The 21,758-nt window shown below is 42.0% G+C and carries 22 protein-coding genes; 20 read left to right on the top strand and 2 right to left on the bottom strand.

Features of this window, described 5'->3' with window-relative positions:
• Positions 1-5: 5 nt before the first annotated feature.
• From NKF87_RS13355 to NKF87_RS13315, 9 genes are all read left to right on the top strand, one after another.
• A complete protein-coding gene (locus tag NKF87_RS13355) occupies positions 6-1,151 on the top strand; it encodes an iron-containing alcohol dehydrogenase family protein (RefSeq protein ID WP_117597622.1) in 1,146 nt (381 codons plus the stop codon).
• A 21-nt stretch (positions 1,152-1,172) separates the two neighbouring features.
• On the top strand, positions 1,173-2,330 hold the full coding sequence (locus NKF87_RS13350; RefSeq protein ID WP_117597621.1) for an MFS transporter: 1,158 nt from the start codon (positions 1,173-1,175) through the stop codon (positions 2,328-2,330).
• A 1-nt stretch (position 2,331) separates the two neighbouring features.
• Positions 2,332-3,387, top strand: a complete 1,056-nt coding sequence (locus NKF87_RS13345; protein WP_117597620.1) for an NAD(P)-dependent oxidoreductase — start codon at positions 2,332-2,334, stop codon at positions 3,385-3,387.
• Between the two features lie 70 nt (positions 3,388-3,457).
• Positions 3,458-5,428, top strand: coding sequence for an FAD-dependent oxidoreductase (locus NKF87_RS13340; RefSeq protein ID WP_117597619.1), 1,971 nt, complete (start codon positions 3,458-3,460; stop codon positions 5,426-5,428).
• Between the two features lie 17 nt (positions 5,429-5,445).
• On the top strand, positions 5,446-6,336 hold the full coding sequence (locus NKF87_RS13335) for a ThuA domain-containing protein (RefSeq protein WP_117597618.1): 891 nt from the start codon (positions 5,446-5,448) through the stop codon (positions 6,334-6,336).
• A gap of 211 nt (positions 6,337-6,547) precedes the next feature.
• Entirely contained in the window at positions 6,548-6,787 is a 240-nt protein-coding gene (locus tag NKF87_RS13330) for an acyl carrier protein (protein ID WP_161143437.1), read from the top strand.
• Between the two features lie 10 nt (positions 6,788-6,797).
• Complete coding sequence (locus NKF87_RS13325; protein WP_117597616.1) at positions 6,798-8,087, top strand: thiolase family protein; 1,290 nt, start codon at positions 6,798-6,800, stop codon at positions 8,085-8,087.
• Between the two features lie 12 nt (positions 8,088-8,099).
• Positions 8,100-8,537 (top strand): Zn-ribbon domain-containing OB-fold protein, encoded by a 438-nt coding sequence (locus tag NKF87_RS13320; protein ID WP_204987902.1) that lies wholly within the window; start codon positions 8,100-8,102, stop codon positions 8,535-8,537.
• Between the two features lie 35 nt (positions 8,538-8,572).
• The gene (locus NKF87_RS13315; protein ID WP_117597615.1) at positions 8,573-9,583 is read left to right on the top strand and encodes a phosphate acyltransferase; all 1,011 of its coding nucleotides are present in this window, start codon (positions 8,573-8,575) and stop codon (positions 9,581-9,583) included.
• Here NKF87_RS13315 and NKF87_RS13310 read toward each other — a convergent pair.
• Entirely contained in the window at positions 9,540-10,175 is a 636-nt protein-coding gene (locus NKF87_RS13310) for a 4'-phosphopantetheinyl transferase family protein (protein ID WP_117597614.1), read from the bottom strand. The two genes, NKF87_RS13315 and NKF87_RS13310, sit on opposite strands and share 44 nt — an antisense overlap.
• A gap of 111 nt (positions 10,176-10,286) precedes the next feature.
• On the opposite strand from NKF87_RS13310, the gene NKF87_RS13305 reads away from it, so the two are divergent.
• The 5 genes from NKF87_RS13305 to nrdG all read left to right on the top strand — a co-directional run bounded on the left by NKF87_RS13305 (position 10,287) and on the right by nrdG (position 16,932).
• Complete coding sequence (locus NKF87_RS13305) at positions 10,287-11,087, top strand: alpha/beta fold hydrolase (RefSeq protein ID WP_118225314.1); 801 nt, start codon at positions 10,287-10,289, stop codon at positions 11,085-11,087.
• Between the two features lie 108 nt (positions 11,088-11,195).
• Positions 11,196-12,752 carry a xylulokinase gene (locus NKF87_RS13300; protein WP_117597612.1) on the top strand — a complete coding sequence of 519 codons (1,557 nt, stop codon included), beginning with the start codon at positions 11,196-11,198 and terminating at the stop codon, positions 12,750-12,752.
• 318 nt (positions 12,753-13,070) lie between these two features.
• Positions 13,071-15,260 carry an anaerobic ribonucleoside-triphosphate reductase gene (gene nrdD, locus NKF87_RS13295; protein ID WP_055284337.1) on the top strand — a complete coding sequence of 730 codons (2,190 nt, stop codon included), beginning with the start codon at positions 13,071-13,073 and terminating at the stop codon, positions 15,258-15,260.
• 172 nt (positions 15,261-15,432) lie between these two features.
• Positions 15,433-16,392 (top strand): hypothetical protein, encoded by a 960-nt coding sequence (locus tag NKF87_RS13290; RefSeq protein WP_055284338.1) that lies wholly within the window; start codon positions 15,433-15,435, stop codon positions 16,390-16,392.
• A gap of 18 nt (positions 16,393-16,410) precedes the next feature.
• Complete coding sequence (gene nrdG, locus NKF87_RS13285) at positions 16,411-16,932, top strand: anaerobic ribonucleoside-triphosphate reductase activating protein (protein ID WP_117597611.1); 522 nt, start codon at positions 16,411-16,413, stop codon at positions 16,930-16,932.
• Positions 16,933-17,037: 105 nt separating this feature from the next.
• Here nrdG and NKF87_RS13280 read toward each other — a convergent pair whose 3' ends face one another.
• Positions 17,038-17,379, bottom strand: a complete 342-nt coding sequence (locus NKF87_RS13280) for a helix-turn-helix domain-containing protein (protein WP_117597610.1) — start codon at positions 17,377-17,379, stop codon at positions 17,038-17,040.
• A 169-nt stretch (positions 17,380-17,548) separates the two neighbouring features.
• On the opposite strand from NKF87_RS13280, the gene NKF87_RS13275 reads away from it, so the two are divergent.
• The 6 genes from NKF87_RS13275 to atpA all read left to right on the top strand — a co-directional run bounded on the left by NKF87_RS13275 (position 17,549) and on the right by atpA (position 21,758).
• On the top strand, positions 17,549-17,734 hold the full coding sequence (locus NKF87_RS13275) for a hypothetical protein (protein WP_028087288.1): 186 nt from the start codon (positions 17,549-17,551) through the stop codon (positions 17,732-17,734).
• A 434-nt stretch (positions 17,735-18,168) separates the two neighbouring features.
• Positions 18,169-18,873, top strand: a complete 705-nt coding sequence (locus NKF87_RS13270; RefSeq protein WP_044924915.1) for a F0F1 ATP synthase subunit A — start codon at positions 18,169-18,171, stop codon at positions 18,871-18,873.
• Positions 18,874-18,937: 64 nt separating this feature from the next.
• Positions 18,938-19,165: an ATP synthase F0 subunit C gene (atpE, locus tag NKF87_RS13265; RefSeq protein WP_006428768.1), complete on the top strand. Its 228-nt coding sequence runs from the start codon at positions 18,938-18,940 to the stop codon at positions 19,163-19,165.
• A 50-nt stretch (positions 19,166-19,215) separates the two neighbouring features.
• Positions 19,216-19,713, top strand: a complete 498-nt coding sequence (atpF, locus tag NKF87_RS13260; protein ID WP_022416169.1) for a F0F1 ATP synthase subunit B — start codon at positions 19,216-19,218, stop codon at positions 19,711-19,713.
• Complete coding sequence (gene atpH, locus NKF87_RS13255) at positions 19,697-20,236, top strand: ATP synthase F1 subunit delta (RefSeq protein WP_181978342.1); 540 nt, start codon at positions 19,697-19,699, stop codon at positions 20,234-20,236. Before atpF ends, atpH begins: the two co-directional genes overlap by 17 nt.
• 1 nt (position 20,237) lies before the next feature.
• Positions 20,238-21,758 (top strand): F0F1 ATP synthase subunit alpha, encoded by a 1,521-nt coding sequence (gene atpA / locus NKF87_RS13250; RefSeq protein WP_173791833.1) that lies wholly within the window; start codon positions 20,238-20,240, stop codon positions 21,756-21,758.

Raw genomic sequence — 21,758 nt, 5'->3', positions numbered from 1 at the left:
AGAAAATGAGTTTTAACTTTTTCGTAAAAAGCAATATTACATTCGGAAGAGGTGCAGTAGAGAAACTTCCGGAGATTATTGCAGGATATGGATTGAAAAATATCATGGTTGTGTATGACCGAGGAGTAAAGGCAGCGGGAATTGCAGAACGTGTGATGGAGCAGGTAAAGAAAGCCGGAGTAAAAGCAGTTGTGTTTGATGGAGTCATTCCAAACCCGACCAATGAAGTGGTAGAAGAAGCAGCAGCAATTGCAAAGGAAGCACAGGTGGACGGATTCGTAGCAGCCGGTGGCGGAAGCAGTATTGACCTTGCAAAAGCAATCAATGTTCTGATGACAAACCCAGGAAAGATTGGTGAATACGGCGGAATAGGAATGGTAAAAAATGCATGCCTTCCACTGATTGCTATCCCGACAACAGCAGGTACATCCAGCGAGATCACAAATGTAAGTGCACTGATCGATACAGAGAAAGTAATCAAATATGTAGTCATTGACAACAAGATCGTGGCATCTGACGTTATTGCAGATCCAGATTTCACAAAGACAGTACCGGCAGGCGTAACTGCTGCAACCGGAATGGATGCAATCACACATGCAGTGGAAAGCTACATTTCCAATATGGCAACACCATTAACAGAATACAACTCATTAAAAGGACTGGAAATCTTACATAAGAACCTTCCGAAAGTTGTAAAAGATGGTTCGGATATGGATGCCAGAGAACAGATGATGCTGGGATGTATCATTACAGGGTTCGGATTCTCCAATGCCAATCTCGGACTGGTTCACGGTATTGCACATACACTGAGTGCACATTTCGGACTGGCTCATGGAATGGCCAATGCAACCGTACTTCCTTATGTTATGGAATACAATGCAGGCAGCTGCCCGGAAAAAATGGTTGATCTTGCAAAAGCAATTAAACTTCCGGTAACAGGTAATCTGGATGAGGACAAACTGCTTCTTGCAAAAGAATTGAAGCGTCTGACAACAGAACTTGGAATCAAGACTCTGGAAGAGCAGGGAATAAAAAAAGAAGACTTCGATATGCTGGCAGATGATGTGTTAAAAGAGCCTGTGCTTGGATTCAACCCACGTCAGAACATCACAAAAGAAGATATCCTTGCAATTCTTGAAAAGGCATTTTAATCAGAAAGGATTAACGATAAGGTGAGTAAAGGAAAGAAGATAAAAATTATTATTTCAATTGCAGCGATCTCGTTCATCCAGGGATTACAATATTGCGTATCGCCTGTGCTTGGGCAGATACAGGAACATTATCCGGATGTCAATATCAGTCTGGTCCAGATGCTGATTACAGCACCGGCGCTGCTGTCCATGATCGTGGCAGTATTGTCCGGATGGCTGGTCTTAAAGATCAGCAAGAAGAAATTACTTTTGTTTGCCAGCCTTGTAGCAGGAATCACCGGGTTCCTTCCGTATCTGTCGGATAGTTTTGGTCTTCTGTTCTTTTCACGAACATTTTACGGTGTAGGACTGGGACTTGCAACGGCTCTGAATACGGCAGTTGTAGCAGAGTTCTTTGAAGGAGACGAGCGGGTGTCCGTTATGGGAATTCAGGCGGCGAGCGTAGGTGCAGGTATGGTTGTTGTAACAACCGTCGGAGGAATGCTGGGTGCCGGAGGATTTAAAAATGCATATCTAATCAATGTGATCGGCTTTATTTCTCTGATATTGATTGCATGCTGCCTTCCGGATACCGGAAAAGCGCAGGCTTCCGGCTCGGAAAAAATTCAGCTGAACAAAGAAGTTTTTAAGATCTCATTTCTGGGAATGCTTGAATTTTTATTCCTGATTACATTTACAACGAATATAGCCATGCATCTGAGCGGAAATCTGGCAGGAAATACAGCCGTTTCCGGAAATCTGACGGGCGTATTTTCCGGATCCCAGATTGTAATCGGATTAATCCTTGGTATGGTTACAAAGATTACGAAGAAGTATACACTTCCAGTGGCGATGTTAAGTTTCAGTATCGGTGGACTGTTACTGATCCTGTTTCCGTCGAACCTGATCATGCTGATGGCAGGAGCAGTGTTCTGTGGATTTTCTCAGGGCATCTTCATTCCACAGGCGATGGTGGATGTCGCAGGGGCTGTAAAACCAGTGGCAACAGCGATGGCATCTGCATGTTTTACCTGTGCAATGTGTTTCGGTCAGGTAATATCGCCAACGGTTCTGAATACCATCTCGAAGCTGGTATTCGGCGAAGTTTCCACTACGAATGTATACATCATTTCCGTGATTGGAATGACAGTAGTTGCAGTTATCACAATTATTATGAAAAGAAGAAAGGAAAATATATAAAATGAAAAAGACATTAGCACTTTGTACTCCAATTCCGGAGAAACAGATGGAGTATATCAAAGAACAGTGTGACATTACAATCTGCGGTGAGTTAAAACACGGAAAAGGAAATGTCACAGAAGAAATGACAAAAGAAGAATGTATGGGACATGAACTGGTTGTATTAGGAGACGAATATGCAGGCGCAGATACGATTAAGGCATGGGCAGAGTCTGGCATGAAGTTCATGGGAGTTGCCAAGGGAACACCCGCAACCGTAGATCACAATGCGATCAAAGAAGCAGGTCTGGAATTATCTTATACACCTGGAAGAAACCGTGTTGCAGTTGCAGAATTTACAATCGGACTTATGATCGCAGTTGCAAGAAAACTGACATTGAGTTGTACAGGATTATCCAAGGGAGAACATGTAGGAGAACCTATGGAAGACATTTATGACGTACCGGATGTAAAGAATGTTACATTTGGACCTCTGGATGAGAAGCATCCATTTGTGGATTACGGAATCGGATTTGAATTATACGGAAAGAAACTTGGTGTTGCAGGATATGGTGCGATCGGACGTGAAGTAGCCGTAAGAGCAAAAGCATTCGGAATGGAAATCCTTGCATATGATCCATACATGCCGGCAGAGAAGATCGAAGCAGACGGAGCAAGAGCTGTTGATCTGGACACTATGCTTGCAGAAAGCGACATGATCAGCATCCATCTCCCGGTTCTTCCATCTACAAAGGGGATTGTAAATAAAGACTGGTTCTCTAAGATGAAGCCAACTGCTTATGTGATCAACACAGCCAGAGCAGCCGTTATTGATCAGAAAGATTTCGTAGAAGCACTTATGAACAAGACAATCGCAGGTGCAGCTGTTGATGTGTACTGGAAAGAGCCGGTACCGGCAAATCATCCACTGTTATCTATGCGTAATGTAGTATGTACACCTCACATGGCAGGACTTACAACAGACGTAGATAACTGGTCAGGTACGATGATGGGAGAAGAGATTACTGCTTACCTGAAAGGTGAACCAAGAAAATATATATGGAAAGTAAAAAAATAAAAATCAGAAACAAGGAATAAAGGAAATGTAATGGGCTGTTCTTCAGCCCATTTTCAAAAGGAGGATCTATATGGGAGCCAAATGTTGTAAAGGAAAAGAAAAATACCCGCATTTGTTTTCGCCAATCAGAATCGGTAACATCCGATTAAAAAACCGTATTATCGCAGCACCGACAAGTCCTAGTATGATTACGACAGAAGGACACTTTACACCGGAAATGACTGCTTATTTGGAAGAGAAAGCTAAAGGAGGAGTTGCTGTTGTAACGTATGGGGAATCAATCGTACATTCTGCGACAGGAAAATCTCATAACAAACAGTTACAGTTAGATTCATTCGGAGTCAAACAGGGAATGGCACAGACTGCACGTGCGATCCACAATGCCGGAGCTTATGCCAATATCCAGCTGTCACACGGTGGAAAATACGGCGGACTCGTCAGCGTAGGCGGTGACCAGGATGGCTGTGAAGTTGCATATGGTCCAAGCCATGAGATGACACCAGCCGGGGAAGTACAGGAGATGCCGAAAGAGCTGATCCTGGAGATCGTGGAATCTTATAAGACAGGAGCAAAACTGTGCAAAGACTGTGGATTCGATATGGTACAGGTACATGCAGCACACGGATGGCTGTTCTCACAGTTCCTTTCACCTGTGATGAATCAGAGAACGGATGAATTCGGAGGCTCTCTTGAGAACCGTGCAAGATTCCTTATGATGGCACTGGATGCAGTCAGAGAAGGTGTCGGACCAAGATTTCCGATCGAGATTCGTATCTCAGGAGATGACCTGACAGATGTCGGACTGGGACTGGAAGACTGTGTAAAAGTTGCAAAAATGGTAGAGGATAAAGTAGATCTCTTTAATGTATCCTGTGGAAACCATGAAGATCCTGCCATGTTCTGTCGTACCCATCCATCCGCATTCTTCAAGCGTGGCGTGAATGTATATCTGGCAGCCGAGATCAAAAAAAATGTAAGCAAGCCGGTAGCCTGTGTCGGATCGTTAAATGACCCTGCACAGATGGAAGAGATCATTGCAACCGGACAGGCAGATATCGTAGAGATCGGAAGAGCACTGCTTGCAGACCCATATCTTGCCAAGAAAGCACTGGAAGGAAATGCAGAAGATATCACACCATGCCTGAGATGTTATGAATGTTTCGGAGAGACTTCCAAGAGTGAGACTGTAAAATGTACAGTAAATCCAACTATGGGACAGCAGTATCCGGAGAAGACAAGAAAGCAGACCGCAGACACGAAGAAGCGTGTCCTGATCGCAGGCGGAGGTCCGGCCGGAATGGAAGCAGCGATCACGGCAGCTTTAAGAGGCCACGATGTAACACTGGTAGAAAAGAGCGGCGAACTTGGCGGTAATCTGCATCCGGCAGGAGCGGCATATTTTAAAGAAGATATCCGTAAATTATGTAAGGTCCTGATCAGCCGTGTAGAAAAAGCAGGTGTGAAAGTAGTTCTGAATACAGAGGTCACACCGGAGTATGTAGAAACATTTGACCCGGATGCATTATTTGTGGCAATTGGATCGAATGAACTGCGCCCGCCGATCAAAGGTATGGATCTGCCACATGTGATAATGGCGATCGATGCAGAGCTTCATCCTGAAAAATTAGGAAAGAAAGTTGCAATCATGGGAGGCGGACTTGTCGGAGGAGAAGCTGCAGTATCCTTCCACCATGAAGGCAAAGAATGTTCGATCATTGAGATGAAGAGTAAGATTGCAGGAGAAGTGAATTCGTTCTACAGAGGAGGTCTGATGCCGGAGATCGAGAAAGCAGCCACATGCTATGCCGATACTAAGGTAAAAGAGATCGTTCCAGAGGGAGTACTTTGTGAGAAAGACGGAAAAGAATTCGTAATAGAAGCAGATTCTGTTGTATGTGCACTCGGATTCCGGGCACCATACGACAAAGTCGATGCATTATGCGATAAAGTGGATGAATATTATATCATCGGTGACTGCAAGAACGTCGGACAGATCTATCACGCAACCAATCAGGCTTATTACGCAGCAATGCGTCTGTAAAAAAGGAGGGAAAATGGATGGAGAAGCTGAATATTCTGCTTATCACCGGAATTGTAACAGATGAACACACTCCGCTTATGAACCCGATGATCCGCTATATGTTGGAATCAACAGAGAGATTTAAAGTTAAAATTACGGAGGAATTTACGGGGTGTACTGCTGAGACACTGAAAAAATACGATGCAGTATTTATTAATTATGATGGCAAGGAATCCATTGAGACACCGTTTGTGAACTGGGGAAAGACAGCAGAAGAGGCACTTTATGAATATGTAAAGAATGGCGGCGGATGTGTTCTCTTACATACTGCAATTATGAACCCTACAGGACGTGTACACGATGATGAATATGTAAAGCTTGTCGGATTCGATTTTGAACTGAAGGGGGCTGCCGGCGATATTAACGGCGTTCGTAAGAATCCGGCATTGGAGTATGTCATTCATACGCACCGGGATGCGCATGAAATTGTGGCTGTAAACCAGGAAAGCTGGATGACGGTTCAGGAAGACGTATTTGCGAATGCAAAACAGGTGGATCCGGACATTACGGTACTGGCATCGGTGACAGACAGACTGGAAGACTATGATCTTAATAAGATGCAGGATCATGTGGCAGCCGTTTATAAAGGATTCGATATGAGCAAACTTCCGGGCATCAATGAGGAAGTACCGGTGGTATGGACACACAACTATGGAAAAGGACGTGTATTCGTATGCGCAATCTGCCATGGCCCGGACACGTTATGCCGTCCGAATATGACTTCTATGCTTTGTCGAGGTACCGAATGGGCTGCTTCAGGAGAAGTCACGATTCCATATCCAGATATTCAAGGTGAACGACGCAAGAATGCATGGCCGTTCTACAACAATATTACATGGTCTCAGATGGGTGAGATTAAAAAATGGTAACCTTTTAAAATTTTATTTTCTTTTGTGGGACAGGTATGGCTTTTGCTGTACCTGTTTTTTTGAGTTAAATTATATTGCCGTAATAAAGCGGAAATTATGAAATTGTCTTCTGCACAAGAAATATCTATACTGAATTTAACAAATAAAGCATGAACATTTGAAGCAGTGCTTCGTCCATGGAATAAAAATGCAATACAAGGAGGATACAGTGATGAACAGAGAGGAACTTTTAGCAAAAATTATTGAATTCGCAGCAATGGCATTCAACAAAGATGCAGCTACAATCAATGAGAACACAAATATCTCAGAAGAATTAGGGGTGGCATCTTCACAACGTGTAGCAATGAGTGCTTCCATTGAGAATGATTTCGATGTCATGATTCCGGTTGCAAGATTTGGAAAATTTGAAACTATCGGAGATCTTGTTGATTTTGTAATGGATGAGATGTAAGGAGGAAATTATGGTACACAATGTAAAACTTGGAAAAAATATGAGAAGTGTATCGATTGTTGGAATCGGTGCAACACCATTTTTTAATGGCGTACAGAATGAAACATACAAAGGACTTACGAACGGGGAACTCTTTGGACATGCTGCACTGGATGCAATGAAAGATGCTGGAGTAGAGCCAAGAGATGTGCAGTACTTCTTCCACGGATCTGCAAACCCGCACGTGCTGAACAACTGTATTACACCGAACCTTCAGGTGGCAGACTGGTTTGGAATGAGAGGAAAAGGATCATTATCTCATTCGGAAGGTTGCTGTACCGGTTACATTGCACTGGAGGAAGCAGTATTCGCAGTCGCCAGTGGAGCGTATGATGTTGTGCTTACAGGATGCAGCGAACAGGGAACAGGAATGCCAGATGGAAACACACCGGATCATATGCGTGTTCCACTTACTTCAGAAGTATTATTCCCGGATCTGGATTCCATCTTTGACCGTGCTTATGGAAGATACCTTGGAGGTGGTCCTGGTATGAACCATGATGACTGGATCAACTATTATGCAAAAGAAAATGGACTGACACCGGAACAGATTGATGACGTTCTTGCACATCAGGCATATCATTTCCGTCGTGCGGCAGAACTGTGCCCGAGAGCAATCCGACGTACACCATTTGACCAGATGGCAAAAGAGGCTGGATATGATGATGTATGGGAATATATGAGATCCAGTCATAACCCGAAGATGACACAGTACTTAAGAACTGCAAGTGATTCCTGTGTTGCTGACGGAGCTGCGGCATGTATCGTCGTTCCGACAGAGATTGCTCATAAGTTTACAGATAAGCCAATCGAAGTATTAGCAGTTGGAGCATCTGTACTGGATGCAATCGTTCCACATCTTGAAAAGAAAGCAACTGCAGAAGCAGCACGTCAGGTATTTGAGGCAACAGGTCTGACAGCTGACGATATGGATCTTGTTATGGTCAACGATTTTATCGGATCTTCTGCATTCCTTGCAGCTGAAGAGATTGGATATCTTCCGAAAGGAGAAGGATGGAAGTATGTTCTTGACGGAAGAATCGCTTATGATGGAGACAAACCAATGAATACGAACGGAGGAAGAACTTCTTACGGACATGCATTCGGTGCATCCGGAATGGCAGACGTCTTTGAAGCAGTTACTCAGATGCGTGGAGAAGCCGGAGAACGTCAGGTTAAGAAACTTCCGAAATATACCTTCCTTAGAGGATTTGGTGGAGCGCAGAACGTTCGTGCAATTATTTTGAAATCTAATTTTTAAGGAGGTATAAAGATGAGTCCAGAGAGAATGAAAACAGAAGAATTTTGGAATCCGGAACATATTGTTGAGAAGTTCTGGAATGGATTAAAAGATGGTGTGATATACGGAAGAAAATGTAAGGAATGTGGAGCAATCGAATTTCCTCCTCATCTTGCATGTAATAGCTGCGGATATCATGAAACAGAGTGGACAACACTGACCGGAAAGGGAGAGTTAAAAAGCTTTGTGTTCACAGGTGTTCTGAATGCAAGACTGGAACTGGAAGACCGTGGTCTGAAATATGTATGCGGTGAAGTCCAGTTAGATGAAGGACCTGCCATTAATGCTGTTATTCTTGGTGTAAACAAGAAGAAAGCAAGAGAGATTGATGGAAAACTTCCGGTACGTGTCCGCCCGGTATTTTACGATATGGGAAGATATACGACGTTATTTTTTGAATTAGATGAGTAATACAGGACAACAGTAACAGTATGGAGGAAAATTCCATGAACGTATTAGAACAGATTTATGCGAAAGCAAAAGAAAATCCACAGAAAGTGGCTTTTCCGGAGGCTTCGAATGAGAAAATGATGCAGGCCGCTTATGAAACTGGAAAAGAAGGATACATCATTCCGGTTCTTGTGGGGGAAGCAGAGAAACTGAAAGAACTTGCTGAAGAAAGAGGCTATGATCCATCGGTATTTAGTTTTGTAGATATTCATGATGAGACATACACAAATGATGTGATCAGAAGATATGTAGAACTTCCGGATACAATTTTTAAAGAGAAGGCAATTGGAAGACGTATGCAGGATCCACTGTATTATGCAATGGCAATGCAGAAAGTCGGCGATGCAGATGTTACATTTGCCGGAATCGATAACACAACTGGTGATGTACTGCTCGCAGGTCAGATGATCATTGGAATGAAGCCGGGAATCAGTACAATTTCAAGTATCGGACTGGCAGATATACCAGGATATGAAGGCAGTGAAGGCTCTCTTCTGGCTGTCGGTGACAGTGCAGTGTGTACAAACCCGGATGCTGAGCAGTTGGCAAGCATCGCAATATCAGCGTGTGACACGGTGCAGGAACTTCTTGGCTGGGAGCCGAGATGTGCGATGGTATGTTATTCTACACTTGGAAGTGGTCAGGGAGAACTGATTGATAAAGTGACGGAAGCTCTGAAAATTGCAAATGAACTTCGTCCGGAACTGGCAATTGATGGAGAGTTTCAATTAGATGCAGCTATCGTTCCGGCGGTAGCGGAAAAGAAAGTAAAGCGCGAAAGTAAAGTAGCCGGTAAAGCTAATATTCTGATCTGGCCTGATCTGAATGTTGGAAACACAGCAGTAAAGCTAATCCAACAGTTTGGTCATGCGAATGCATATGGACCGATGCTCCAGGGATTTAACAGTATTGTATGTGACTGCTCAAGAGGAGCACCGGTAAGTGAAATCAAAGGAAACGTTGTTATCTCGGCGGTACGTGCTGCTGAGAGCAAGAAACGAGTTTAACAGAAGGTTCAGGACCTTCGTAGCAAACAGATAAAATGTGCCCATGATTTAAGTTCGTTTGATAACATAAGATAGCCGGATCTGAACAGGAGACGGACAATGTACCTTGTACATTGGAAAACGTAAAAGAAAAATCTGTCAGATCCGTATCAACTCCAATTCCATATTTTTTAACGTAGGCTTCCTTCAATGTCCACAGGCGGTAAAACCATTCCCGATTCTCGGAAAGGTCTGCATTGTGGGACTGAAGGAAGTCTTTTTCAGATTCGGAGAGTGCACGGTCAACTAAGACATCCGGATAATATCCGGGAAATTCAGCATCGATTCCGATCGGACGGTCATGAAAGACGCAGGCAGCGAGCTGGTCACAGTGTGTAATGTTAAAACAAATTTCCGGGTGGTCTGGCAGGTATGGTTTGCCATTAGCGTCGGTTTTCAGGGCCTGTTCCAGTTCTTCCGGTGAAAAGGAAAGCTGGAAAAGATCCTGCAATCCCTGAAGCAGAAGCGTATGTCCAAGGTTGTGTTCCTGTGAGCTGATAGCGGAAATGGAGTCAGAAATAGGTGTATAATAAGCGTAATAGATAGTTGGCATAAGTGTTTCCTTTCTGATTTAGAAATCAAAATTCAAATAATACAACGATAAATCTTTTGTATATTATAACCCGTCGGAGAAAGAAAATATAGTGAAATCAGGTGAAAGAGTATGATCTTAAAAAGAGAGTTTGGAGAATTATATTATGAAGTTCGCGGAGAGGGAAAGCCTCTTCTTCTTATACATGGTGTGATTGTGGATGCAAGTCTGTATGAACAGACGGCAGAGATATTATCCAGGTATTATAAAGTGATCTGTTATGATCGGAGAGGATATTCCAGAAGTAAATGTAAAAAAACTCCGGAATTTCGCATGGAAGATCAGGTAAAGGACATTTTGGATATTCTAAACGAGTTGAAAATAGATCGGATCATTGTAACAGGTGCAAGTGCCGGAGCGGTAGTGGGACAATATTTTTTACAGAAATATCCAGAAAAAGTAGAATATTTACTCATGTATGAACCTGCGATGTTAGGAAACATGATGCAGGAAGAGGAGACATTTAAAAACTGGGCAGAAGAAACAGAAGAATTGATCAGAAAGCGAAAGTATAATATGGCATTACTGCGTTTTTCTAAACATATAGGGTATCAGGATCCAAGAAGTCCTCAAAAGTCAGAAGAGGTATCGTTGCGGGAACTGGATAATGTAGAGTATGCATTCAATAAAGAGATTCCTGTACTTTTAAGATATTATCCAGATATAGATAAGATGAACCAACATGCTGATAAGATTACGATTGCAGCAGGAGAAAAGAGCGAAGATTCTGTGTATGTGCAGGCAGCAATCCGGCTGGCCGCGCAAATAGGAAAGAAGGTTGTCTATTACCCGGGAGGGCATAATCTTCCGTATGATCTTCCGTTAGAGTTTGCAATTTGTGTAATAGGGACACTTGCTATAGTGAAAAAATAATCTTTCTTTTTATTTCCGTTTATATATGGCAAATATGCTTTTGTGACAAATACAGAAGTCTGCTATCGTTAAATCAACATAGAAAAGATAGGCGGAGGGTTTTTTTAGATGTCAAAAGTAGAAAGTTATTTGTTGGGCATGGATTGCGGAACAACGAACTTAAAAGCAATTATATTAGGAGAAGATGGAACAGTTGTTGCGGAGGCAAGCAGACCAAGTACCTTTATGGATCTGAAGTCTGATATGCGGGAACAGGATGCAAATGAATGGTGGAGTAATACAGTAGAGATTTTCAAAAGCCTTGTAGAACAGGCGGGACATGATATTGTAAAGAGAATCAGAGGTATTTCCATCAGTTCACATACAGTTACCATGCTTCCGGTGGATGCAGAGGGAAATCCCCTGAGAAATGGGATTACATGTCAGGACAGCCGTTCTATAGAGGAATTGCATTATATTGTAGAGACAATAGGTTATGACAGGTTTGTGAAAATTGTAGGTGGACGGCCTGCAGTTGCATTTCTTCCAAATAAGATTCTATGGTTTAAAAAGCATGAACCGGAATTATTTGCAAAGACAGTGTGTTTCCTTCAGGCAAGTTCCTTTATTAATTACAAGCTGACTGCGAAGATGACGATGGATATCGATCAAGCGACCAGAACACAGTGCATGGATATCAGCACGATGGAATGGTCCAAAGAGATAGGGGATGTTATTGGAGTGGATTTGGATGCAATGCTTCCAAAGCCGAGACTGGTAGATGAAATCATCGGATTTGTAACAGAAGAAGCGGCAGAAGAAACAGGACTGGAAGAAGGGATACCGGTCATTGCAGGCTGCAGTGATGCCATGGCATCAATGCATGCAACAGGCATGAGCCGTCTCGGAGAAGCAGGAGAATCGTCAGGAACCACATCACTTGTATTTGTGGGAAGTGATACGAAGAGTGCACCAGATATTCCGGTTGTCACAAAGCCATGTACTATTGATGGAATGCCATGGATCTTTGATGCACCGATCCAAGCAACTGGTGCATCATTAAAATGGTTTATTGAAAAAATGGCAGCAGAAGAAGTTGCATATGCAAAAGAGCATGATCTTAATATCTATACTTATCTGAATGAACTTGCTCTGGAATCAAAGCCGGGGGCCGGCGGCTTATTCTTCTTCCCATATCTGCTGGGAGAACGGGCACCGCTCTGGAATGAGTATGCAAGAGGTATGTTCATTGGAATGGGCATGGATATGAAGAGAAGCGATCTGGTCCGTGCGGTATTTGAAGGAACGGCTTTTGCACTCAGACATGTCATGGAGACGGTGAAAGAAGCCGGAGCGACAGCAGAATTGCTGCGTATCTGCGGAGGCGGAGCCAAGAGCCGTACATGGTGTCAGATTAAAGCTTCTATGTTGAATATGCCGGTATATGTGATGGATGACAAGTCGGGAGACGTTCCGGTAGGAGATGCACTAATCGTCGGACATAAGCTGGGTGTGTTCCCAGAACTTACAAAAGCAGCTGAGAAGATCGTAAAAGTCAACGAGATTATCGAACCTGTTGAAGAATGGGTAGAAGCCTATGACAAACTGTACCCATACTATGTAGAAATGTATAAGCATCTGGATACAGATCTGAAATCTCTGAAAAATACAGTCGATCAATTATAATAATGTGAAAATAAAACTGCCGGTATAGAAAAAGTGTACCGGCAGTTTATATGTCTTAAGTATTCTTAACTATGCGCCACACTTTACTCACTGTAAAATCAAAAATGCAACAAATTTCGTAAAAAAATATCACCAAAATTTAGACTGTATTCCAAACATTTATTTTAACAAAATTACCTCTTTCATTTTCGCCTGTTATAGAGTATCATATTACTTGCACAATATCTTGTGCGGAAATGATGTTGAAAAAACAATATTTAGTAGTATTTGAGGGTGAGCACATACTACATCGGCAATAAAAACAAGAGAGGGATAAACATGAACGCAGAAATAAAGACGAACGTAATTAAGAGAAACGGCGAAGAGGTAGCCTTCGACCTGGAGAAGATCATTAATGCGATCAAAGGTGCAAACAAGGACGTCGATAAACTGCATCGGATGAATGAATATCAGATTATGGCAGTGGCGGACAACGTTGCAAAGAAAATTGAGGAATCCACTCATGCTGTCAATGTAGAAGATATACAGGATATGGTAGAGACCGGAATTATGGAACTGCGCGGCTATGAAGTCGCACAGAAATATGTGCGCTATCGTTATAAAAGAGAACTGATGAGAAAGACGAATACAACAGATAACGGAATTCTTGCACTTCTGGAGCATATGAATGAAGAGGTGAATCAGGAGAACTCTAACAAGAATCCTGTGATCAACTCTACACAGCGTGATTATATGGCCGGAGAAGTAAGTAAGGACTTGTCAAGACGTGTCCTTCTTCCGGAAGAGGTTGTACGTGCGCATGAAGCGGGAATCATTCATTTCCATGATTCCGACTATTTCGCACAGAAAGAGCATAACTGTGACCTGATCAATCTTCAGGATATGCTTCAGAATGGAACTGTCATTAGTGAGACCATGATCGAGAAGCCGCACAGCTTCTTTACAGCATGTAATGTAACGACACAGATCGTTGCACAGGTAGCAAGTAACCAGTACGGCGGACAGTCATTTACACTGGCACATCTGGCACCGTTTGTCGATATCAGCCGTAAGAAGATCCGCAGAAATGTAATCGCAGAGCGTGAAGAATGCGGAGAAGCTTTAGATGAGACAATTATCAATAAGGTGACAGAGCGCCGTTTAAGAGAAGAAGTAAAGAGTGGTATCCAGACAATTCAGTATCAGCTTATCACATTAATGACATGTAACGGTCAGGCACCATTTGTGACGATGTTCATGTATCTGGATGAGGTAGAAGAAGGCAGAACCCGTGATGACCTGGCTATGATCATTGAAGAAGTGATGATTCAGAGAATGCAGGGAGTAAAGAATGAAAAAGGTGTATGGATCACACCGGCATTCCCGAAACTGATCTATGTACTGGATGAGGATAATATTACAGAAGATTCCAAATACTGGCATCTGACAGAACTGGCAGCAAAATGTACCGCAAAACGTATGGTACCGGACTACATCTCAGCCAAAATCATGAAAGAGATGAAGAATGGAGAAGTATATCCTTGTATGGGCTGCCGTTCATTCCTTACTGTAGAAGACAGCCAGAGAAATCCGGACGGAAGCCATAAGTTCTATGGACGTTTTAACCAGGGAGTTGTAACGATCAACTTAGTTGATGTTGCATGTTCATCAGAAGGAGATATGGAGAAATTCTGGAAGATCCTGGATGAGCGTCTGGAATTATGTCACAGAGCACTGAGATGCAGACATGAACGTCTCCAGGGAACGGTTTCCGATGTTGCTCCGATTCTGTGGCAGAACGGTGCACTTGCAAGACTGAAGAAGGGTGAGACGATCGATAAATTATTATTTAATGGTTACTCCACTATTTCGCTTGGATATGCAGGACTTTATGAGATGTGTGTACGTATGCTTGGCAAATCACATACCGATCCCGCAGCAAGACCATTTGCAATGCAGGTAATGCAGAAGTTAAATGATAAATGTGAAGAGTGGAAAAAAGCAGAGAACATCAGCTATTCTGTATACGGAACACCGATGGAATCTACCACATACAAATTTGCAAAATGTCTGCAGAAGCGTTTTGGAATCATCAAGGGTGTAACAGATAAGAATTATATTACGAACAGCTATCATGTACATGTATCAGAGAAGATCGATGCATTCAAGAAACTAAAATTCGAAGCAGATTTCCAGAAGCTTTCACCGGGAGGAGCGATCAGTTACATCGAAGTACCGAATATGCAGAATAATATTCCGGCGGTACTTTCGGTTATGCAGTATATTTACAATAATATTATGTATGCAGAGCTGAATACAAAGAGTGATTACTGTGAATGCTGTGGTTATGACGGAGAGATCCAGATCAAGGAAGATGAAACAGGAAAGCTGATCTGGGAATGCCCGAATTGTGGTAACCAGAATCAGGATAAGTTATTCGTGGCAAGAAGAACCTGTGGATATATCGGAACACAGTTTTGGAATCAGGGACGTACGCAGGAAATCAAGGACAGAGTATTGCATCTGTAACATAAATGAAGATATGTCCAGGTTATATTAACTTGTGATGTTGATAAAGATTATAGCAGGAGTATATCGAAAGATATGCTCCTTTTCTAATTTGTCTATTCTTCGTGTTTAAACATGAATCAAAATAGTATATAATTAATAAATAGCAAATGACGCAAGGGGAAATATAAGAATGGATAAGAAAAAAATGATTGGTGATATCGTGACCAGCATAACCGATAAGGAATTAAAAAAAGACTATTTTTATAATGCGGTGCCACTTGCAGTGATTCTTGGAAAGGATGCTAAAGAAGGGACATTATGGGCAGCATTTGCAAGTTATGCACCGGGATGTAAGATGATAGAAGTTGCAGCTATATGTGATAATACCATACTTGGAAGCGGTAAGAAGGGGATTCTTTTCAGTACAGAAGGAATCTATGGATCTATGTTTAACAAGAATAGGAAACAGGGACCGATAGCCATGCCGATAAAATATGAAGAACTGGATAGTGCCAGACCGAGCCCGAGAGATAAATCAGAGGTAGAACTGGTATTTAAAGGTGGAAGAGTAGAAAAAATATATGTTTATACCTATACAGGATTTGTTATTACTGCATTGAACCGTATCTTAGAAGAACTGAAAAGAGAAAAAGAACGGGAAAAAGAAGAAAAAATCCGCAAAATACAGCAGGAAAAACAACTAGATACAGAAACCATATATGAAACGACGAAAAATCCACCGAATGGAATCCGGACCAGTTTTTATGGGATAAGATTTGTGATTGATTTCATGGAGGAAAAAGAGTGTGGGCACCGCAAGTATAAACTAATGGAGGTTATTGAAGACGAAGATGATCAAGTCAGTAGTGTACTTGTAGGATGGGATGACAGGGAAGAAAATCCCGTGTACACGACTACCTATTTCTCATATACTCCAAGAGAGGGCTTCATAGATGTGTACAGGCTGAGAGATGAGCTGAAAATGCTGAAACTGGAGTTTGCCTTCCATTATCCGGAGCAGCAGGAAGCATGGAAAACACTGGAAAATGACGAATTCATGTGGGCGATAGGTGAAAATTATCAATACGTGAGAATGGAAGAGAATGTAGAATATCCGATCATTGAGGTAATACATTCCAGAGAGGAATAAAAGGAGACTTTACAAATCATGAATTACGGAAATATAAAAGAATGCGACATCGCAGACGGACCGGGCGTCAGAGTCAGCCTGTTTGTATCCGGCTGCAGGCATCACTGCAAGGGATGTTTTAATGAGGAGACCTGGAATTTCAACTATGGACAGCCATACACAGAAGAGACGGAAGCGGAAATATTGAATTCGCTGGATTCTAACTTCATTCAAGGATTCACTTTGCTCGGAGGGGAACCGTTCGAGCCGGAGAATCAGGTGGAACTGGTAAAGCTTTTAAAGAAAGTAAGAGAAACATATCCAAAGAAAGATATCTGGTGTTACAGTGGGTATCTTTTTGACCGGGATATGATCCCGGGAGGCTGTGTGCATACGAATGTAACTGACGAAATGCTGTCTTATATTGATGTGCTGGTAGACGGGGAGTTTAAGGAAGCATTAAAGGATGTGACACTGGTGTTCCGGGGAAGTCAGAATCAGAGAATTATTAATGTGCAAGAAAGTAAGAAACAAGGAAAAGTTGTACTAGAAGATTATTGATACTGGTGATGAGAATATAAAGTATCATGCAATGAAAAATATTATATATAGAAGAAAGATCATAAAGATGTATTATTGCTATGCAGGAAATAAAAAAGCAGGAGATTATTTCTCCTGCCAGATGCGTAACATCTTGATGATCTTTTCTTTTTCCGCAACTGAAAAACCACGGAATACATTGAGCACTTCGTCATTTAACTGGCGCTCTTTTTCATCCAGAGGAGGAAGATCTCTTCCCGCATCCAGAATCGTGTCCACGGATACGTTACAAAGCTTTGAGTAATAAAGAAGAACTCTTAAGTTAAGCTTAGCACGATTGTTCTCGACATTGCTGACAAAAGGAACAGTACAGTTCAGATCTTTTGCTACCTGTTCCTGAGTGATACCGCGTTCACTTCTTAATTGTTTCATTTTTAATCCGACTTTTGAAAAATCTACTTCGTTCATTGCTGGGCTCCTTTGAATTGTAATGTATAACGATATTATATAAGTATATATTATTATAAATCTTGCCAATAATCAATACAGAAAAATTTACTTTTCCTTAAAAAAATAGTATAATTAAAATAACTTATACAAAAGACAGGATGATAAGACTAAAAAGGAGGCAAAAAATATGTTGACATGTATTTATGTAGTTGAGAAGATTGATGGTGACTATGCGGAACTGAGACGTGTGGATGCGCTTGCACAGGATCAGGAAGAAAACAAGGTGATGGCAAGAGCACTACTTCCGGCTGATATTATGGAAGGAAACAAAATTCTATATGAGAATTTACAGTACCGTCTGATCACAGAGTAAGATCAGGGCGGATATATCAATTTTGAATGAGCGTACATATAAAATTGAGATATACAACAAAATAATGAAAAGTAAGAAGTGTAACAGTATAAAAGCGGTTACACTTTTTCTGTGCCCAAAACAATAGACAATCTTGAAAAAATGTCGTATTTCACAAAGAAAACGAGAGGATTTTCTCAAGAAGAAAATCGAAGAAATCGCTGTTTTGTAGAAAAAGAAGGGAATTGAAAAATAAAAATTGTGCATTTTCCTTGTGAAAAAATAAATGGAAATTGGAACTACCATTTCGGCGTGGAAATTTGATGAGAAAAATAAAAAAATTAAGAGAAATAAAAGTAAAAATACACAAAAAAATAATGAAAAATTATGCAAAATAGACAGCGGACAAAACGATTGACATTTTCAAAAAATAGCAGTAAACTAGCAAAAAAATTATGAAGGAAGGGGATAGTACGGAAAAGCTTGTTGAAAGCCTTGTAGAAGAACTTAACTGTGAAACCGTATTTACCATCCCGGTATTTGGAGGAATCGCTGTTGACGAAGGTGTTGTTGTAACTTGGATCATTATGGCGGTTCTTACTATTCTAAGTATAGTATTCGTAAGGAATCTAAGCGTAGAGAAACCGGGAAAGGTACAGCTTATGCTGGAATCAGTAATTGGCTGGGCACAGGATTTCTTTGAAGGTATTATAGGAAAAGAAAACAGGGGATATATTCCATATCTGATGACGGTAGCGCTTTATCTTGCAATATCAAATGTCATCGGGCTGTTAGGATTTAAGCCTCCGACAAAGGACATGAACGTAACAATCGCACTTGCCGTTATGAGTATGTTCGTGATCGAGTGGTCCGGTATCCATAGAAATGGTCTGGTTCACTGGTGTAAACATTTTGCAAAGCCAGTGCCGATCGTAGCACCAATCATGATACTGGAGATCGTAATCCGCCCACTGTCGCTTTGTATGCGACTGTTTGGTAATATGTTAGGCGGGTTTGTAGTCATGGAACTGATCAAACAGGTCGTTCCTTTAATTGTGCCGATACCGTTTAGTTTTTATTTTGATATATTTGACGGATTATTACAGGCATATGTATTCGTATTCTTAACTGCATTATTTATGACAGAAGAGATGGAATAAGGCGAATCAGACATTTACAACATTTAGTATAAGAAAACATAAGACAAGAAAAGGAGAACAAATTATGAGTGGAACAATTATCGCAATTGGAGCAGGTATCGCAGTACTTACAGGTATCGGAGCCGGTGTTGGTATCGGAATCGCAACAAGCAAAGCAGTAGATGCTATCGCAAGACAGCCGGAAGCAGACGGAAAGATCAGAACATCCCTGATCCTTGGTTGTGCACTTGCAGAGGCAACCGCTATCTACGGTTTCATTATCGCACTTCTGATCGTCCTTCTTTTGAAATAATGTTTGCTGACGATAACAGATTAAAAGAAGGGAAAGGCAGGTAGAGATATATGCTGAGAATAGATTTTAATCTAGTGCTGACGATCATCAACCTGATCGTTCTGTATCTGATTCTCAGAAAGTTCCTGTTTCGCCCGGTCATGGACATTATGGAAAAGCGGGAAAAGATGATTGCAGACGGAATCGGCCACGCGAATGAGGAGCAGGACAAAGCGCATGCTCTGAAGAAACAGTATGAAGATGCATTGAATGGAGCAAAAGAAGAATCCACAAAGATGATCGAACAGGCGAAACTGGATGCAAAACAGGAATACAACCAGATCCTGAACGAGGCTAACGAGAAAGCAGACAAGGTTATGAAGACAGCAAGAGAAAGCCTGAATCAGGAAAGAGAACAGGCCTTTGATGATATGAAGGCACAGGTTGCAGGGCTGGCAATGGATGCTGCGAAGAAGATATTACTTGAGAATGCTGACAACATAAGCGGCGTGAATGCATATGACCAGTTTTTGAAAGATGCAGGTGATTCCCATGACAGCGAAGAATAGAAAAGAAGCAGAGCCGGTATTCTGCCAGGTGGCAGCCCTCCGGTATGCGAAAGTTCTGAATGAACTTGGTATTTCGAAAGAAGCTGTCCTGGAGGCAGGGAATATTTTCGAAAAATCACAGGAATTGAAAGCAGCACTGGTTAATCCAGTGATCACAAAAGAGACAAAACACAATATCATTGATAAAGTATTTTCAGAAGAAATGAGAACATTTCTGAAGGTTGTCTGCGATCATGAAAAGATGACGATCGTAGAACAGATCTTTGCAGCATACGAAGAATTACAGAATCAGGCAGCAGGAGTTAAGACAGTCTATCTTCGTTATACAGCGCTTCCAAGTGAAGAACAAAAGAAGCAGATGGGTGACTTTATCAAGAAGAAATACGGTGCCGGAGACATCAAATGGGTTATGGCAGAAGACAAGGCACTGATCGGCGGATTTATCCTGCAGGTTGACGGAAAAGAATATGACTACAGTGTGCAGGGCCGTCTGAACCGTTTACAGCGGAAATTAACAAATTAACATGGAGGTGAAGGAATTGAGTGCAATCAGCTCAGATGAAATTATCTCTATATTAAAAGAAGAGATAAAGAATTATGACGTAATAAGCAGAGATCAGGAAGTTGGTACTGTCATCTCTGTTGGTGATGGAATCGCCTCCGTATACGGAATCGACCACGCAATGTATGGCGAGATCGTCACATTGGAGACAGGTCTTAAGGGCATGGTACAGGACATCAAGGAAAACGAGATCAGTTGTATCCTGTTCGGAGATGATTCAGAGATCAAACAGGGCACAAAAGTGTGCCGTACAGGTAAAAAAGCAGGTATTCCGGTAGGAGAGGGTTATATCGGAAGGATCGTAGATGCTCTTGGAGCACCGATCGATGGAAAAGGTGAGATCAAAGCAGACGGATACCGTCCGGTAGAGAATGAGGCACCTGGAATTGTTGAACGTAAGTCGGTAAGCGTTCCGCTTGAAACAGGTATCCTTTCTATTGATTCCATGTTCCCAATCGGACGCGGACAGAGAGAGTTGATCATCGGTGACAGGCAGACCGGTAAGACATCTATTGCAACCGATACGATCATCAACCAGAAAGGAAAAGATGTCATCTGTATCTATGTAGCCATCGGCCAGAAAGCATCAACTGTAGCAAGACTTGTAAATGATTTAAAAGCACATGACGCACTGGATTACACCACAGTATTCTGCTCAACAGCCAGTGAGTGTGCGCCGCTTCAGTATATTGTACCGTATTCGGCAACAGCACTTGCAGAGTATTTCATGTATCAGGGAAAAGATGTATTGATCGTATATGATGATCTTTCTAAACATGCAGTAGCTTACCGTGCCATTTCTCTGCTGCTTGGACGTTCGCCTGGACGAGAAGCTTATCCTGGTGATGTATTCTACTTACATTCAAGACTGCTTGAACGAAGCAGCCGCTTGAGCGAGGAAGCAGGCGGAGGTTCTATCACAGCACTTCCGATCATTGAGACACAGGCAGGAGATGTATCTGCATACATTCCTACGAATGTTATCTCTATCACAGACGGACAGATCTTCTTAGAGAGTGACCTGTTCAATGCAGGTATGCGTCCGGCCGTTAACGTTGGTCTTTCTGTATCCCGTGTAGGTGGAGCCGCACAGACAAAGGCAATGAAGAAAGCCAGTGGTAGTGTCCGTATCGACCTGGCACAGGCAAGAGAGATGGAATCATTTACCCAGTTCAGTTCAGACCTTGACGATGCAACAAAGAATCAGCTGAAATACGGAAGCTGTCTGACAGAACTGTTAAAACAGCCTCTGGGACGTCCGTTAAGTCTTCATGAGCAGGTGATCACACTTTGTGTCGCTACGAATAAACTGATGCTTGATATTGACACAAAGAAGATCAAAGAATTCCAGATGGATATGCTTGCATTCTTCGACAGAGAACATAAAGAAATCGGCAAAGCGATCGATGAGAAGAAAGTTCTGGATGATGAACTGAAAGAGCAGATTCTTGCAGCAGCAAAGGAATTCAAGGAAAGAAGATAA

The organism is Dorea longicatena, from assembly GCF_024168045.1.
GTDB lineage: Bacteria > Bacillota > Clostridia > Lachnospirales > Lachnospiraceae > Dorea_A.
The sequence above is the reverse complement of the archived record's forward strand: the minus strand, read 5'-3'. Positions and strand labels throughout refer to the sequence as shown.

Coding starts and splice junctions, on each gene's coding strand:
- NKF87_RS13300 (WP_117597612.1), top strand. CDS start 11,196: ATGTCAAAAGTAGAAAGTTATTTGTTGGGCATGGATTGCGGAACAACG.
- NKF87_RS13320 (WP_204987902.1), top strand. CDS start 8,100: ATGAGTCCAGAGAGAATGAAAACAGAAGAATTTTGGAATCCGGAACAT.
- NKF87_RS13340 (WP_117597619.1), top strand. CDS start 3,458: ATGGGAGCCAAATGTTGTAAAGGAAAAGAAAAATACCCGCATTTGTTT.
- NKF87_RS13270 (WP_044924915.1), top strand. CDS start 18,169: ATGAAGGAAGGGGATAGTACGGAAAAGCTTGTTGAAAGCCTTGTAGAA.
- NKF87_RS13290 (WP_055284338.1), top strand. CDS start 15,433: ATGGATAAGAAAAAAATGATTGGTGATATCGTGACCAGCATAACCGAT.
- nrdG (WP_117597611.1), top strand. CDS start 16,411: ATGAATTACGGAAATATAAAAGAATGCGACATCGCAGACGGACCGGGC.
- NKF87_RS13275 (WP_028087288.1), top strand. CDS start 17,549: ATGTTGACATGTATTTATGTAGTTGAGAAGATTGATGGTGACTATGCG.
- atpA (WP_173791833.1), top strand. CDS start 20,238: ATGGAGGTGAAGGAATTGAGTGCAATCAGCTCAGATGAAATTATCTCT.
- NKF87_RS13305 (WP_118225314.1), top strand. CDS start 10,287: ATGATCTTAAAAAGAGAGTTTGGAGAATTATATTATGAAGTTCGCGGA.
- NKF87_RS13330 (WP_161143437.1), top strand. CDS start 6,548: ATGAACAGAGAGGAACTTTTAGCAAAAATTATTGAATTCGCAGCAATG.
- NKF87_RS13335 (WP_117597618.1), top strand. CDS start 5,446: ATGGAGAAGCTGAATATTCTGCTTATCACCGGAATTGTAACAGATGAA.
- NKF87_RS13345 (WP_117597620.1), top strand. CDS start 2,332: ATGAAAAAGACATTAGCACTTTGTACTCCAATTCCGGAGAAACAGATG.
- NKF87_RS13310 (WP_117597614.1), bottom strand. CDS start 10,175: ATGCCAACTATCTATTACGCTTATTATACACCTATTTCTGACTCCATT.
- atpF (WP_022416169.1), top strand. CDS start 19,216: ATGCTGAGAATAGATTTTAATCTAGTGCTGACGATCATCAACCTGATC.
- nrdD (WP_055284337.1), top strand. CDS start 13,071: ATGAACGCAGAAATAAAGACGAACGTAATTAAGAGAAACGGCGAAGAG.
- NKF87_RS13355 (WP_117597622.1), top strand. CDS start 6: ATGAGTTTTAACTTTTTCGTAAAAAGCAATATTACATTCGGAAGAGGT.
- NKF87_RS13325 (WP_117597616.1), top strand. CDS start 6,798: ATGGTACACAATGTAAAACTTGGAAAAAATATGAGAAGTGTATCGATT.
- atpH (WP_181978342.1), top strand. CDS start 19,697: ATGACAGCGAAGAATAGAAAAGAAGCAGAGCCGGTATTCTGCCAGGTG.
- atpE (WP_006428768.1), top strand. CDS start 18,938: ATGAGTGGAACAATTATCGCAATTGGAGCAGGTATCGCAGTACTTACA.
- NKF87_RS13315 (WP_117597615.1), top strand. CDS start 8,573: ATGAACGTATTAGAACAGATTTATGCGAAAGCAAAAGAAAATCCACAG.
- NKF87_RS13280 (WP_117597610.1), bottom strand. CDS start 17,379: ATGAACGAAGTAGATTTTTCAAAAGTCGGATTAAAAATGAAACAATTA.